Source organism: Lactococcus allomyrinae, from assembly GCF_003627095.1.
Taxonomy (GTDB): domain Bacteria; phylum Bacillota; class Bacilli; order Lactobacillales; family Streptococcaceae; genus Lactococcus; species Lactococcus allomyrinae.
The window spans coordinates 1,106,680-1,121,295 of sequence record NZ_CP032627.1 but is presented as its reverse complement, the minus strand read 5'-3'; the positions used below and the strand labels follow the sequence as shown (position 1 = coordinate 1,121,295).

At 36.0% G+C, this 14,616-nt stretch carries 14 protein-coding genes; all 14 read left to right on the top strand.

The window, feature by feature from the left end:
- Positions 1–15 precede the first annotated feature (15 nt).
- The 14 genes from D7I46_RS05330 (at position 16) to D7I46_RS05265 (ending at position 14,512) form a co-directional block, all read left to right on the top strand.
- Complete coding sequence (locus tag D7I46_RS05330; protein ID WP_120771952.1) at positions 16–822, top strand: TlyA family RNA methyltransferase; 807 nt, start codon at positions 16–18, stop codon at positions 820–822.
- Complete coding sequence (locus D7I46_RS05325) at positions 819–1,262, top strand: arginine repressor (protein WP_120771951.1); 444 nt, start codon at positions 819–821, stop codon at positions 1,260–1,262. Before D7I46_RS05330 ends, D7I46_RS05325 begins: the two co-directional genes overlap by 4 nt.
- A 286-nt stretch (positions 1,263–1,548) precedes the next feature.
- Complete coding sequence (recN, locus tag D7I46_RS05320; RefSeq protein WP_120771950.1) at positions 1,549–3,216, top strand: DNA repair protein RecN; 1,668 nt, start codon at positions 1,549–1,551, stop codon at positions 3,214–3,216.
- 110 nt (positions 3,217–3,326) lie between these two features.
- Positions 3,327–3,848, top strand: a complete 522-nt coding sequence (locus D7I46_RS05315; protein ID WP_120771949.1) for a DUF805 domain-containing protein — start codon at positions 3,327–3,329, stop codon at positions 3,846–3,848.
- A gap of 114 nt (positions 3,849–3,962) precedes the next feature.
- Positions 3,963–4,904 (top strand): DUF805 domain-containing protein, encoded by a 942-nt coding sequence (locus tag D7I46_RS05310; RefSeq protein WP_120771948.1) that lies wholly within the window; start codon positions 3,963–3,965, stop codon positions 4,902–4,904.
- 251 nt (positions 4,905–5,155) lie between these two features.
- The gene (gene rsmH / locus D7I46_RS05305; RefSeq protein WP_120771947.1) at positions 5,156–6,097 is read left to right on the top strand and encodes a 16S rRNA (cytosine(1402)-N(4))-methyltransferase RsmH; all 942 of its coding nucleotides are present in this window, start codon (positions 5,156–5,158) and stop codon (positions 6,095–6,097) included.
- Positions 6,098–6,196: 99 nt separating this feature from the next.
- Positions 6,197–6,577: a cell division protein FtsL gene (gene ftsL2 / locus D7I46_RS05300; protein ID WP_120771946.1), complete on the top strand. Its 381-nt coding sequence runs from the start codon at positions 6,197–6,199 to the stop codon at positions 6,575–6,577.
- Positions 6,574–8,862 (top strand): penicillin-binding transpeptidase domain-containing protein, encoded by a 2,289-nt coding sequence (locus D7I46_RS05295; protein WP_120771945.1) that lies wholly within the window; start codon positions 6,574–6,576, stop codon positions 8,860–8,862. Before ftsL2 ends, D7I46_RS05295 begins: the two co-directional genes overlap by 4 nt.
- Positions 8,863–9,087: 225 nt before the next feature.
- The gene (mraY, locus tag D7I46_RS05290; protein WP_120771944.1) at positions 9,088–10,080 is read left to right on the top strand and encodes a phospho-N-acetylmuramoyl-pentapeptide-transferase; all 993 of its coding nucleotides are present in this window, start codon (positions 9,088–9,090) and stop codon (positions 10,078–10,080) included.
- 281 nt (positions 10,081–10,361) lie between these two features.
- The gene (locus D7I46_RS05285) at positions 10,362–10,679 is read left to right on the top strand and encodes a hypothetical protein (RefSeq protein WP_120771943.1); all 318 of its coding nucleotides are present in this window, start codon (positions 10,362–10,364) and stop codon (positions 10,677–10,679) included.
- A 167-nt stretch (positions 10,680–10,846) separates the two neighbouring features.
- Entirely contained in the window at positions 10,847–12,340 is a 1,494-nt protein-coding gene (locus D7I46_RS05280) for an ABC transporter permease (RefSeq protein ID WP_120771942.1), read from the top strand.
- Positions 12,341–12,453: 113 nt separating this feature from the next.
- On the top strand, positions 12,454–13,116 hold the full coding sequence (locus D7I46_RS05275) for an ABC transporter ATP-binding protein (RefSeq protein WP_120771941.1): 663 nt from the start codon (positions 12,454–12,456) through the stop codon (positions 13,114–13,116).
- 279 nt (positions 13,117–13,395) lie between these two features.
- A complete protein-coding gene (locus D7I46_RS05270) occupies positions 13,396–13,785 on the top strand; it encodes an ArsC/Spx/MgsR family protein (protein WP_120771940.1) in 390 nt (129 codons plus the stop codon).
- Positions 13,786–13,837: 52 nt separating this feature from the next.
- On the top strand, positions 13,838–14,512 hold the full coding sequence (locus tag D7I46_RS05265; protein ID WP_120771939.1) for a GTP pyrophosphokinase: 675 nt from the start codon (positions 13,838–13,840) through the stop codon (positions 14,510–14,512).
- Positions 14,513–14,616: the final 104 nt, after the last annotated feature.

Sequence of the window (14,616 nt, the reverse complement as noted above, 5' to 3'; positions counted from 1 at the left end):
GAGCTCACATTTTGAATGAAAGAAAGAGTAGATGTTCTAGCGACAAATCAAGGACTGTTTGAAACGCGAGAGCAGGCAAGGCGTGGTGTGATGGCGGGACTTGTTGTAGATAGTAAAAACGGGGAGCGCTTTGACAAACCAGGTCAGAAGATTGACGAGGGAGTTGAGTTACGGCTCAAAGGTGAAAAGTTAAAGTATGTCAGTCGTGGTGGTTTGAAGCTTGAGAAAGCCTTGCATGAATTTGAATTGTCTGTTTCAGGTCAGGTTTGTCTTGACATCGGCAGTTCCACGGGTGGTTTTACGGATGTCATGTTGCAAAACGGAGCGAAACGAGTTTATGCTCTTGATGTCGGAACAAATCAGTTGGCTTGGAAAATCAGGAATGATGAACGTGTGCTTGTTATGGAACAGTTTAATTTCCGCAATGCACAGCTAGAGGATTTTACGGCAGGGCAACCAGAATTTAGCTCCATTGATGTCAGTTTTATCAGCTTGGACTTGATTTTACCGCCACTTTATGACATTCTGTGTGAAGGCGGCAATGTGGTGGCTTTGATTAAACCGCAGTTTGAGGCAGGACGTGAGCAGGTGGGCAAAAATGGAATTATTAAAGAGCCTAAAGTCCATAAAATGACAATTGATAAAGTATTAAAAACAGCAACAAAATTAGGATTTTCGGTAAAAAATCTCACTTTTTCGCCCATTAAAGGTGGTGCTGGGAATGTTGAATTTTTGGTTTATTTGACCAAAGATGGAAAAGGTGAAATTGAAAATACAGTCAATATTGAATCAGTTTTACAAGAAGAGAGCGAGAAACTATGAAAAGAGAAGAACGTTTAAACTTTATTGCAAATCTCATCAAAGAAAATGAAATTAAAACGCAAGAAGAACTTGTATCACGGTTACTTGCGCATCAAATTGATGTGACTCAGGCAACCATTTCACGAGATATAAAATCTCTTGCTTTAATCAAAGTTCCAGCTGAAACTGGTGGATATCGGTATGATTTGCCTAAAAATAATGAAGCCCTACAATCAAGCTTGCATAAAGCACTTGCTTTTGATGCAATTACTAAGGTAAAAATTCATGAGAGCATGATTGCACTCTGTACAAATCCTGGGACGACAAGTCTTGTGAAAAAATATTTATTACAAGAATGTGACTCAGAAATTTTCTCAATAACCACAGATGATGACAGTGTTCTAGTTATTTTTGAAACAAATGATGAGGCTAAGAAAGTTTACGAGTCACTGATTGTTTAAGCAAAGTGGTAGTAGCATTTTTATTGATTTACAAAAACAGATGAGAAATAGACAAAGAATCAGCGATAAGCGCGAAATAGGTGATATAATCCACCTGTAAATATCGGAACGTTTGGGGAACACTTGGGGCTTTCATCTGCAAAAGAAAGGCTGTCAGTATGCTGATAGCTTTCCCGATTTACTGACAGCTTTCTTTGTCAATAAATCGTTTGGCTTTTGAGGTCATTCTCTACTGCCAAATAAAAAAGGTTCAGAAATTGGGTTATAACAAGGATTCGGAGGTAAGATGTTACAAGAAATTTCAATCAAGAATTTTGCAATTATTGAAGAAATTCACCTTTCTTTTGAAAATGGAATGACAATTTTGACGGGAGAAACAGGAGCAGGGAAATCAATTATTATTGATGCAATGAGTCTGCTTTTGGGAGGACGTTCGTCAACAGATTTTGTCCGTCATGGTGCGGGGAAAGCTGAGATAGAGGGATTGTTTTTCTTTGAGAAAGCATCGGGACTCCTGTCAGCACTGACAGCGATCGGTTTTGAAGATGTTCACCATGAGATTATTCTTAGACGTGAAATTTTTGCTAATGGTCGTTCAGTTTGTCGAATCAATGGACAGATGGTTAATCTGACAACTTTGCGTGAGATTGGTGAATTTCTTGTTGATATTCATGGTCAGCATGACAGTCAAGAATTAATGAATCCTAAAAGTCATCTGCATTTACTTGATGAATTTGGGGACGAAAATTTTGAAAAAATTAAAGATAGTTACCAAGAAAAATTTGAACAATTTAAAAATCTTCGTCAACAATTGACAACCAGACAAAAAAATGAGCAAGAATTTGCCAAGCGGATTGAAATCCTCCAATTTCAGGAAGAAGAAATCGAAGCAGCAGCCATAAATTTGATAGATGATGAGTCTCTTGCTGGACGTCGAGAAAAGTTAAATAATATTAAAAACATCGCGGAATCTTTAAGCACTGCGGCCTTAGCTTTAGATGACGAGGATGGAGATTACTCTAGTCTTAACAATATTCGGACAACAATGACAGAACTTGATGGCATTAGCAATTTTGACAATGAGTATCGAGATCTTGCTGACAAAACAGCAGAAAGTTATTACATCCTTGAAGATGTTGCGAGTCAAATTCGTCGTGTTATGGATGCCCTTGAATTTAATCCGTCAGAACTTTTGCAAATCGAAGATCGGATAATGACACTTAACACTTTGCGCAAAAAGTATGGTCCAGAATTGACTGATGTCGTCAATTATCTAGAAAAAGTACGGTTAGAATTGTCAGAACTGACAGGCTCTGAGCATGATTCAGAATGGCTAGATCAAGCAGTCAGAACAGCACAAAATGAGCTGATAAAATCCAGCCAAGCGTTAAATCAAGAGCGACATAAGATAGCAGCAGAGCTTGAACAAGACATCAAACATGAACTTGCTGATTTGTATATGGAGAAAGCTGATTTTAGAGTCAACTTTGAGAAAGCCAAATTTTCATTGCTTGGCAATGAGCATATTGAATTTTTTATTCAAACCAATCCAGGAGAAGGTTTTAAACCACTAGCTAAAACAGCCTCAGGTGGCGAACTTTCTAGATTAATGTTAGCAATAAAATCAAGTTTTTCAAGACGTGAAAATAAAACTTCTATTGTCTTTGATGAGGTAGATACAGGTGTATCGGGTCGTGTCGCTCAAGCGATTGCCAATAAGATTTATAAAATAGCGAAAAGTGGTCAAGTTTTAGCAATTTCTCATCTTCCGCAAGTTGTTGCCATTGCAGATACTCAATTTTATATTGAAAAAGCCTCCACAAATGATGTAACGACTTCGACAGTAAGAAAACTCAAGTTTGAGGAACGTGTCAATGAAATTGCTAAAATGCTTGCAGGCGATGACTTGACAAAAGAAGCCCTCGCACAGGCAAAGCGCTTGCTGACAAAGTAATTGGATGCTGACAGAAACTCGTCAGTGAATGTAAACTAAGAAACTTATAAAATGAAAGGAAACAAACTCAATAATATGAATAATATTAATTGAGTTTGTGCTGATAACCTATGATTAAAGCTTATATTAAATATTGGAAGAAATCATTCGATTTCCAAAGTTACTCAAGCCGTTCAGACTATTGGTGGGTTTTTCTCGTCAATGCCATTATCTTTGCCATCCTTAACGGAATTCGATTTTTTACAATGATTCCTCAAGTGAGTGAAGTTTTAGGGAAATCATCATCGCTTTCACAAAATGAAATGGGACAAAAAGTTTTAGATTTATCATTAAAACCTACAGGCAGTTTACTTGCAGTCAGTGTTATTATTGCAATTGTAGGCTTGATTGTCCTTATTCCAAATACTAGTCTGACTGCAAGACGACTAAGTGATGCAGGAATGCCTTGGTGGATTGCAATTATTTTTGGTTTAAGTGCCTTTATCGTGGTTATCAATTCTTTCATTCACAATAGTTTTTTGGGAAATTTGGGCCTATTATTTAATATCATCACATTGATTACGTATATTCTATGTATTTTTCCAACAAAATATAAAGAAGATGAAGAAGATGATTCAAGAATTTATGAATAAACTTTCTAGACTGAATTCACTAAAATGTGCTGCATTTTCTTAAATAGTATTGGTATAAAATCATATATGATTTTGAAGCGAAACGAGTATGTTTTACAAGAAGGAGAAATTTAAGTGCTTCAAGCTTACAAAAAATTTTGGACAGGATACGGCAGTTTTCGAGAGCGAACAACAAGGAAAGATTTCTGGTTAGCCACGTTTGTCCAAATTATCTTTTTGATATTTTTCTATGCAGGATATCAAATTTTCGCTCATATAGGTCACCCCGTCCTTCCTAACGTTTTGACTGCGCTCTCTTACTTTTTCCTGTTGTTATTATGGATTTATTTTCTGGTAACTTTGGTTCCCTTTATCTCAATGACGGTTAGGAGATTAAGAGATGCAGGACTTGCTTATGGTCTGATATTTCTTAACTTTATCCCTATTCTAGGGAGCTTTGTACTATTGGTCTTAAATCTTCTTCCTCACTCAAAAGATAAGGCAGAAATTCCAGAGTTTATAGCTCCAAAAAGAAAAAATGTTGTACTGGATGACAAGGGAAAAATTGGAATCTTACGTGCTTTAAAGTATTATTTCCGAGGCTATTTCTCTTTTTCAGGACGTACAAGTAGAAGAAGTTTTTGGTGGACACAGCTTGTTTTTGCGATTTTTGGAATTTTGTTTATTATATTTTTTGTTATGAATAAAGCGTTAGATCAGCTCATTTTTGGACAAATTTTTGTAGGAACAGAAGTGATGGAATTCATTCTTGTTATTTACGTTATCGGCTTATTCTTCCCACAACTTACAGTACATATTCGTCGTTTGCGTGATGCTGGTTTGACAAATTTTGCAATTGCTACTCTTCTGGGTGGCATAGGTGCGATAGTAATTTTTAAGGTAATCCTATGGAAAATTATTGATTTAAGCTATGGGGTGAATCACTATGACCTTATCAACTATCTATTATTCCTACTGATAATGATTCTCATCATAGCAATATTTAGTGTAGAAATGATGAAATCGGATGAACTAGCAACAGAAGAAAAAACACTAATATTTAGAAAAATAGACTGATGACTTCAGTCTATTTTTAGTTGCTGTTGGTATAATGTAATAATGTGATTTGTTTACACTGTCTGTCAATCAATTGACAGAAAAAATATCATAGAGGATAAAATCGAGTAATATCAAGTATTTGCGAGTTGTTCAGCACTCAAAAAATAAATATTTTATTTACAATTTGTGTAAACCACTACAAAAATAACAAAAAAGTGATATAATAAACAGTAAGTATACAAGGAGGAATGGCAGCTTAGCCAAAAACTATGGAATTCAAGCACGATACAGTCCTATTACATGAAACCGTAGATATGCTTGAGGTCAAGCCCAATGGAATTTACGTTGATGCTACATTAGGTGGTGCAGGGCATAGTGAATATCTTTTGAGTAAACTTACCACAGGTCATTTGTACGCTTTTGACCAAGACGAAACCGCTCATGAAAATGCGAAAATTCGTCTTAAAACACAGCTTATTGAAAATAAAGTAACACTAGTGAAGAGTAACTTTCGTTACTTAAAATCAGTACTTGCTGATCTAGGAATCACAAAAATTGACGGAATCTTATATGATTTAGGAGTTTCCAGTCCACAGTTTGACGATAGCAAGCGTGGTTTTTCTTATAAAAAAGAGGCACGTTTAGATATGCGAATGAATCAAATGCAACAACTCTCGGCATATGAAGTTGTCAACGGTTATTCTTATGAAGATTTGGTTCGAATTTTCTTTCGCTACGGTGAAGATAAATTTTCTAAACAAATTGCGCGTAAGATTGAACAAGCAAGAAAAAATAAACCTATTGAATCTACAATAGAACTTGCTGATTTAATTAAATCAGCACTTCCTCAAAAAGAATTAAAGAAAAAAGGGCATCCTGCTAAGCGAATTTTTCAAGCCATCAGAATAGAAGTTAATGATGAACTTGGAGCAGCAGAAGAATCAATTGAACAAGCAATAGACTTGTTGAAAGTGGGAGGGCGGATTTCCGTCATCACTTTTCATTCACTTGAAGATCGTTTAACAAAAAATATATTTAAAGAATATAGCACGGTAAATGTTCCGAAAGGGTTGCCTATGCTTCCCAAAGAAATGGAAGCTAAACTCAAACTGGTTAATCGCAAACCAGTAATTGCAACTGAAGATGAACTTGAGTCCAACAATAGGGCACATAGTGCCAAACTTCGTGTTGCACAAAAACAACGAGATTAAAGTGAGCTGTTATTGTTGAGGAGTTCTTTCTCAGCAACTGATTAGGGATCGCTTATCAAGTTTAAATTGCACGATATAAAATAAAGTAGGTGAAGAAACATGGCAGCACAGCCGAAAGAGTACTTTGATATAGAAACTGCGGCGAAGAAAGATAGTTATCTCATTGATAAAAATTCTCTTGCTCCAGAAGTTCTAGCAAGTAAGTTTAAAAAATTTAGTGGTGTTGAAAAGGTATTCTACTTGGCGATGGTAGTTGCCGCTTTAGTGTTGGCTGTTGGACTGTTATATGTGAAGACAAAGACACTTGAAGTTCAGGATAATACGATGACGATAAAATCTCAAATTTCTGAGCAGACAACAAAAAGTTCCGAATACGATCAACAAATATTAGACTTAGCTTCACCAAATCGAGTAATAGATACTGCAAATAAAGCAGGAATGAAACAAGATCCTTCTAATGAATTGAAAGCAACAAAATGATAAAATTTTTTAAGAAATTATTCTCTTTTCCGTTTAGAAAAATATCAAGAAATGCAAAAAGAACTAATTTAGGGCCAGAAAGAAATCGTAAACATGTAGGTAAGAGCCTCTTTTTCCTAGCTATTGCTTTGTTTACGATTTTTATATTTCGCTTTGTTTGGCTGATTACAGTCAATCATGTGGGAGATACTAACCTAAAGGTTATGGCAACAAGCAATTATGAGAGTACAATTAATGTGCCAGCTACACGCGGAACGATTTATGATAGAAATGGTACTCCGATTGCGGTAGATTCAAGTACTTATACAATTTTTGTTGTCCTTGATAAGTCACAAAAGGATGCAAATGGTAATAAGCTTTATGCAGATAGTGCCGAATTTTCCAAAATTGAAGATTTTCTGAATAAAAATTTAGGCATTGACCGTACTCTAATTGATAGCCAACTTCATTCCAAACTGAAACAAGTCCAGTTTGGAAGCAAAGGTTCAAACATTTCATTGCAAAAAATGCAAGCTTTGAGAAAGTCCGCAGACGATGAAAAACTTGTCGGAATTGGATTCTCGGAGCAAGGGAGTCGTTCTTACCCTTTAGGAAATTTTGCATCACAGTTTATCGGAATCGCACGTCCCGATGATTCTACCACTTCTCAGACTCTTAAGGGAGATATGGGCTTAGAAAAAGCTTTTAACAGCATTTTAAGTGGTAAAAACGGTGTTGAAACCTATCAAAAAGATATTCTTGGACGCCCAATTCCAGGTACAACCAAGGTAATCAAACCTGTAAAAAATGGACAAGATGTATACACAACTTTATCAGCCCCATTGCAACAAACGCTAGAAACACGGATGGATGCGGCGGTACAAGATACAGGAGCCCAAACACTTGAGGCGACATTAGTTGATGCCCATACAGGGGAGATTTTAGCAACGAGTCAGCGTCCTACCTATACTCCTACAACGATTAACACTGCTGAAAAACAAAAAAACTTTACTTGGAATAGTTTGCTCTCTCAGTCGGCATTCGAGCCAGGTTCCGTCATGAAAACATTCTTGATGGCATCAGCGTTGGATAGTAATAAAGTTGATCTTAATGCAACTTATCAACGTAAATTGCAGGTTTATGATGCGACTATTAATGACTGGGATGTGACAGAAAATAAGAGCTATACTTTACCTGAAGTTGTCAACTATGCTCAAGGTTTTGCAATGTCTTCAAATATTGGGATGAGTAGAATCGAAATGAATATGGGAAATAGTTTGTGGGATAGTTATCTTAACAAATTCAAGTTTGGTTTGAAAACACGTGCAGGTCTAGATGGCGAAGTGCCTGGTTCTCTTCCTTCAGCCAATCTAGTATCACAAATCCAATCAGCCTTTGGCCAAGGGATTGCTGTGACTCCGATTCAGCTAATTAGAGGTTGGACGGCAATTGCGGGTAATGGTACAATGCTTGAACCGCACATCGTGAACAAGATTTATGATCCTAATACAAAAACTACCTTACAATCTGAAAAAGAAATCATTGGTCATCCAGTTTCTAATGCTTCTGTGACTAAAGTTCGTGATTTGATGGTGGATGTAAATACCGACCCTGTTTATGGAACATCATATTCTACTACTGGAGATCCAGATGAGAATATCTCTCCAGGGCCTCTATTTATGGTAAATGGTCAACCTGCTGCTGTTAAAACAGGTACTGCACAGATTGCATCAACAACAGGAGGATATATGGATGGTTCACAGGACTATCTTTATTCTGCAGTTGTAATGTATCCACCGAAGAATCCTGATTTTATTTTCTATATGAATGTTAAAATCCCATCTGAGCCGTGGACTTTGAAGTATATTGCTCGTGTAGCTAATCCCCTTCTTACTCAAGCAGAGAGTAAAAAGAGCGAGTTAAACACTGTTGACAATACAGATAAGGCAGGTAAAGTGACACTTTCTGACTACAAAGGAGCTGACCCTGGAGAAACATCAGACAGCTTACGTCGAACAGTACTTAACCCAGTTATAGTAGGGTCTGGAACAAAAATTACAGCTCAATCAATTGCTGCTGGAGAAAAAGTTTCTGCTAATACTAGGGTGCTCTTATTGACTGATGATAAGAATCAATCAATGCCAGATATGTATGATTGGTCCAAAGATGAGGTAGAGCAGTTAGCAAAATGGTACGATTTGAAAGTAACGTATGAAGGTTCTGGTAATCATGTTCAAACACAGAGCATAGGAGCAGTCACAAGTGCTAAGAAAGGTCAGTCACTAACCGTGAAAATGGGAACATAGTGATTAATTAGACTTGAGTGTGAAAAATTATAGGGACTCAAGTGCAACTCTACAAAAATAGACGACTAACTTTAAGAAGATTTGTTAGTCTGTAGGATAGGTATTCCTTTGTTATAAAGGATTGCTTAGCCTAATTTAGGCGATTTTAAGTTTGAAAGTAAAGCTGATTAAAAAATGAATTTGAATTGCTATTAGGTAGGGTTAAATTAAAATTAGGAGAAAAAGATGTTATTGAATGGAATAGGGGCTGGAGTGATTTCAATGATTTTAACGATGATTGGAATTCCTCGCTTCATTATGTTTTTCCATAAGAAAAAACTAGGAGGCCAGCCTACGCTTGAAGATGTGAAGCAACACGCTAGCAAGGCTGGAACACCTACAATGGGTGGTTTCGTATTCGTTGTTGTTTCTTTGCTTGTTTCACTTATTGTTGCATTGATTTTTGGTCGTTTTACTTCAGGATTCATTACTGCGTGGTGGGTTTTCGCAATGTACGCTGTCATTGGATTCTTGGATGATTTCTTGAAAGTATTCAAACAAATCAATGAAGGACTAACTGCAAAACAAAAGATGTTGGCTCAGATTGTCATTGGGATTGTTTCATTTTTAATCTATAATCATGAGGCAAGTACAAATGTGCTGAATATTTTAGGTTGGAAATTGGATTTAGGTATTTTCTTTTCAATCTTCATCATTATCTGGTTGGTTGGTTGGTCTAATGCTGTAAATTTGACGGATGGAATTGATGGATTAGCTTCAATCACTGTGGCGATTTCATTAACGGCCTATGCAATTATTGCAGTTGCACATCATCAATATGATATTTTGTTGATTATTTTATCTGTAGTTGGTAGTTTAATTGGGTTCTTTTTCTTTAATCATAAGCCAGCGAAGATTTTTATGGGTGATGTCGGAAGTTTAGCTTTAGGTGGATTTTTGGCGATTATTTCAATTTTACTTCATGCAGAGTGGACACTGGTTCTGATTGGTGCGGTATATGTCATTGAGACCTTATCTGTTATGCTGCAAGTCGCTTATTTCAAGAAAACAGGAGGTAAAAGAATTTTTCGGATGACACCGATTCATCATCATTTTGAATTGGGTGGATTTTCTGGGAAATCTACTGGTTGGTCTGAGTGGAAAATTGATATTGTGTTCTGGTTATTTACGGCAGTTTTATCAGCAGTTGCACTCTGGATTTACTTTATTTTTCAATAGTTTATAACAAATTTAAGTATGGACCTATCAGCTGATAGGTTTTTTTATTTATACAAATAGTTATAAATAATAAAGTGCTTTCAGTAAAGCTTAAGTTTGATTTGGGCTGTGATTAAGTCTTAAAATTTATAATATTTTCATCAAGTTAGGAAATGAGTTAATTTTCCTACCCTAGAGTGGAGGTGCTTTAGGATATTTGCATAGAAGATAAGAGAATAATTTAAGCTTGCACGCTCTGTTTATATGCGATTTGACTCACATATTTATGAAAGGAAAGACAGATGGATAAGATTGTAAAGGTCTTGAGAGGAAAAGCAATTATTTGGGTTTCGTTATTGACATTGGTGGTTGGTGCTACAGCAGGTTTTTTTATTGGCAAGAGTCAAGGCGCTGCTGCACAAGAAAAAAACTTCCAACAACAAATGCAAAATCGTTTTGGTAGCCGAGCGGGTGGTTTTGGTGGAAATTCAAATTCGGATAGTAATTCTGATGCGAATACTGGTGCGACAACTGGTACCTCTGGGAATGGGGCATCGGATTCTAGTGATGACACAGCAACTTCAAATGTTGACACTAGTACAGCTGCAACGGCGGTTTAATTGCTTTTCAGAAATTTTTAAAGATATTAAGTTAATTATTGGTTTTATTGTTTTAATTTTTGAAAATGAACTGATGTGTTTAAAAATTTACTGATGAACAATTATTTTGATAGATGTCACATTCTATTTTTTAAGATTTAAACTGTAAAGTTAGAAATGAGGAATATATGGATTTTATAAGACGAGCATGGCTTTTTACGAAAGCTAAAATTGGACGGACGGTACTTTTGATTATTGCATTTTCAGCAATTTTGATTTTCGTACTTTCAGGTCTTATTATTAATAGTGCAGCAAGAACGTCAATTGCAAATGCTAAAAAAGCGGCAGGGGCTACGGTTTCTTTGTCAGTGAATATGCAAAATGTGATTAAAGCAGCTCAAAGTTCAAATAGTTCAAGTAGCGATTCAAGCAGTAGTGACTCACAAGGGCAGCACTTTAAGATTGAAATGCCAACGATTGCAGAGAGTACAGCGCAAAAAATCGCTGACTTATCAGGTGTGAAATCTTACAGTTTTTCTTATTCTGCATCTGCAAGTGCTGATTCTGGTATTACAAAAGTGTCGGATTCAAGCACATCAAATAACTCAAATGCAGGTGGCGGTTTTGGCGGTGGTCAAGGTGGCGGAATGTTTGGTAATCAGTCTGATTTTACTATTTCTGGTACGAATAATCTGTCAGCATTGACTTCCTTTACTGACAGCTACAAGATTACTTCTGGACGAGGTATTACAGCTTCTGACGAAGGGACAAATCATGTTGTTATTGAATCTACGCTTGCTAGTCAAAATGATTTAAAAGTTGGCTCAACTTTTACTTTAAAAGATAGTAATAGCAAAACTTACAAGATGACCGTTGTCGGTATTTTTACAACAACAAGTGGTTCAACAGAGCAATCAATTGAATACATGAATACCATGTATACATCGCTTTCAGTAGCCAACGCAATGAAAGCAACAACAGGTAAAATCTCAACGGCAACATATTCAATGACAAATCCAGCAGATGCTGACAGCTTTGTTAAAAAGGCGAATGCACTTGTCAATGATGATAATTTCCAAGTTTCCAAAAATGACCAAGCTTATCAAAATGTAAAATCTTCACTAAATAATGTGGCTGGTTTTGCCAGAAATATTGTCTTACTCGTTGCAGTAGCTGGTGCAATTATTCTTGCACTCATTGTCATGCTCATGGTTCGTGAACGTCGTTTTGAAATCGGTGTTCTGATGAGTCTGGGTGAATCAAAATTCAAGATTGTTGGACAATTTTTCTTTGAATTATTTATGGTAATGGTGGTATCGGTTGGTATCGCTTCTGCAGCAGGTAATGTTGTGGGAAATGTAGTCGGACAACAACTGCTAAAACAAGAAACCACACAAACTACAACCAATAATGGTATGCCTAATGGCAATGAAAATAATGGCAGTGGACAAATGCAAAGACCATCAGGAAATGGTGGCGGATTTGCTGAACGTGCAGGCGGAGCTTTTGGATTTGGACAATCTAGAGCACAAACTCAAGCGCTTGAAAAATTGAACATCAAGACATCATTTAGCGAAATCTTACTTCTCGTTGGAATAGCAATCTTGATTACACTGATTGCGGTGGGACTCGCAAGTATTGGCATTTTACGGCTTAATCCAAAACAAGTGCTGACCAATTAAAAGGCTTGTTTGACTGATTTCATCAGCTAGGATTATCTTCCCAACTGATGTCATAAGGCAAAAAGTGACTGACAGAAAATCTGTCAGTACTGACAAAGAATCAGGAGAAAAAAATGACACTAAAAGTTGAAAATTTGACCTACTATTATACAAATCCAGAGGAGTATCTTTTTAAAGATGTGAGTGAAACTTTCGAGAAAGGTACAATGTATGCTATTCTTGGACAATCAGGCTCTGGGAAAACAACCTTCCTCTCTTTGCTTGCAGGGCTAGATACACCAAAATCAGGGACAATGACTTTTGATGATAAACCAATAAAAGCAAGCACACTGACAAGTTATCGCAAAAAAACTGTCAGCACGATTTTCCAAGCTTACAACTTACTAACTTATATGAGTGCTTACGAAAATGTCAAAACAGCGGTTAAGATTTCGTCAGTAAAGTTTGAAAACGAAAAAGCTTCGATTGTTGAAGCACTTGGTAAAGTCGGACTGACAGAAGATTTGATCTACAAACCTGTCAGCAAACTTTCAGGTGGTCAGCAACAAAGAGTTGCAATTGCTAGGGCATTAGTGCTCAATCATGACGTCATCATTGCTGATGAGCCAACAGGAAACCTTGACGAAGAAACAACAGGTCAAATCGTAGCATTATTTAAGAAGATTGCACACGAAGATAATAAAGTTGTGATTATTGTTACTCATGAAAATGATGTTGCAGCAGCGTCAGACATTGTCTATACGCTCAAACATCGAAAATTTGAAAAGACGGCATAAGAAATAAGAGCTGATGATTAACTGTGCTTGGGAATCAAAATAAAATTCAGTACTCTGAACCTTATCTGGAGTGCTGAATTTTTCCACATTTTATATTTAAAGGAGAACGAGCATGAATCATACTACTATCATCGTCTGTCTTATCATTTTGCTTATGCTGTTTATATGCATCAACGAGATGTTCTGGCATCAACTAAGTATGAGCCGCAGAATACGTAAAAAAGAATCTAGTGTAAGAAATTTAAAAACAAGTAAAAAGCGAGAAACTAAGGAAAATTCATGATTAATATTTATTACAACACAAAAAATCATGGCTTTTATCGCACAATAGAGTGGTTAGAGTATCATCAAATCTCGTACGATTTAAAACCCATTTTACAACTGACCAGAGAAGATTTTCTTAAGATTTTAAGTTTAACAGATAATGGTTTTGAAGATTTATTTTCTTTGAAAAAAGTTCACAAACAAGCTTTTGACATCTATACAATGAACCAATTAATTGATTATATTTTGGAAAATCCTAAGATGCTGAAAGCACCTATTGCATTCAATGAGAAGCATCTCCTTATTGGCTACGATGCTGGAGAAATCAGAGTATTTCTATCAAGAAATCATAGAAAAGAAGAGTTAAAATTAACAAAAAGTCGCATAAATTTTGAAAATACTTAAACGCTTACAACTATGCGAAGTGTTCTATAAAAAAATTTGTTATAATAAATGTATGGATAAAGACTATTTGAAGACTCGTTTTGAAGTTGAAGAATTTGAAAAACTCAAGAAAAAACTGGTGAGATACGAGTGTGCATTAGATATTGTTAGGACACAGCTATCAAATCTAGAAGCTTACTATAATAACTTTGAGCCGGTTAATCCGATTGAACATATCAAATATCGAATCAAATCGCCAGAAAGTATTGCAGGAAAATTAAAAAAGAAAAATTTACCAATCACAGCAGAAGCTGCAGAGGAATTTTTATCAGATGTCGCTGGTATACGTATTATCTGTGCTTACGCTAAAAATATATACGAAATAGTAGAAATCATCAAAAGTCAAGAAGATTTCAAAGTGGTTAGTGAAAAAGATTATCTAAAAAATGTGAAAGAAAGTGGTTATCGGAGCTATCACATGATTTTGGAAGTCAATATTGGCAAACTTTTTGGTGAAAAAACCTGTCGGGTCGAAGTACAATTACGCACTTCAGCAATGGATTTTTGGGCGACATTGGAACATAAAGTACGCTATAAATATGATGGAAAAATTCCTGAAAGATTAAGTAATGAACTTCAAAATTGTTCCAGACAAATTAATGAACTTGATGAACGAATGTACCTTATCCATAAAGTCGTGGATATGATTAATCAATCAGAAGTTGATATTGACCGTATTGGTTATTGATTTGATGAGCTAATAAAACTTAGAAATTTGATAAATAAAGTTGGGACAGCGTAGCCCAACGTGTGAAGATAGCACGTGCTTACTTTGACAAAAACTTAGGAAGT

Coding starts and splice junctions, on each gene's coding strand:
- D7I46_RS05330 (WP_120771952.1), top strand. CDS start 16: ATGAAAGAAAGAGTAGATGTTCTAGCGACAAATCAAGGACTGTTTGAA.
- D7I46_RS05325 (WP_120771951.1), top strand. CDS start 819: ATGAAAAGAGAAGAACGTTTAAACTTTATTGCAAATCTCATCAAAGAA.
- recN (WP_120771950.1), top strand. CDS start 1,549: ATGTTACAAGAAATTTCAATCAAGAATTTTGCAATTATTGAAGAAATT.
- D7I46_RS05315 (WP_120771949.1), top strand. CDS start 3,327: ATGATTAAAGCTTATATTAAATATTGGAAGAAATCATTCGATTTCCAA.
- rsmH (WP_120771947.1), top strand. CDS start 5,156: ATGGAATTCAAGCACGATACAGTCCTATTACATGAAACCGTAGATATG.
- ftsL2 (WP_120771946.1), top strand. CDS start 6,197: ATGGCAGCACAGCCGAAAGAGTACTTTGATATAGAAACTGCGGCGAAG.
- D7I46_RS05295 (WP_120771945.1), top strand. CDS start 6,574: ATGATAAAATTTTTTAAGAAATTATTCTCTTTTCCGTTTAGAAAAATA.
- mraY (WP_120771944.1), top strand. CDS start 9,088: ATGTTATTGAATGGAATAGGGGCTGGAGTGATTTCAATGATTTTAACG.
- D7I46_RS05285 (WP_120771943.1), top strand. CDS start 10,362: ATGGATAAGATTGTAAAGGTCTTGAGAGGAAAAGCAATTATTTGGGTT.
- D7I46_RS05280 (WP_120771942.1), top strand. CDS start 10,847: ATGGATTTTATAAGACGAGCATGGCTTTTTACGAAAGCTAAAATTGGA.
- D7I46_RS05275 (WP_120771941.1), top strand. CDS start 12,454: ATGACACTAAAAGTTGAAAATTTGACCTACTATTATACAAATCCAGAG.
- D7I46_RS05270 (WP_120771940.1), top strand. CDS start 13,396: ATGATTAATATTTATTACAACACAAAAAATCATGGCTTTTATCGCACA.
- D7I46_RS05265 (WP_120771939.1), top strand. CDS start 13,838: ATGGATAAAGACTATTTGAAGACTCGTTTTGAAGTTGAAGAATTTGAA.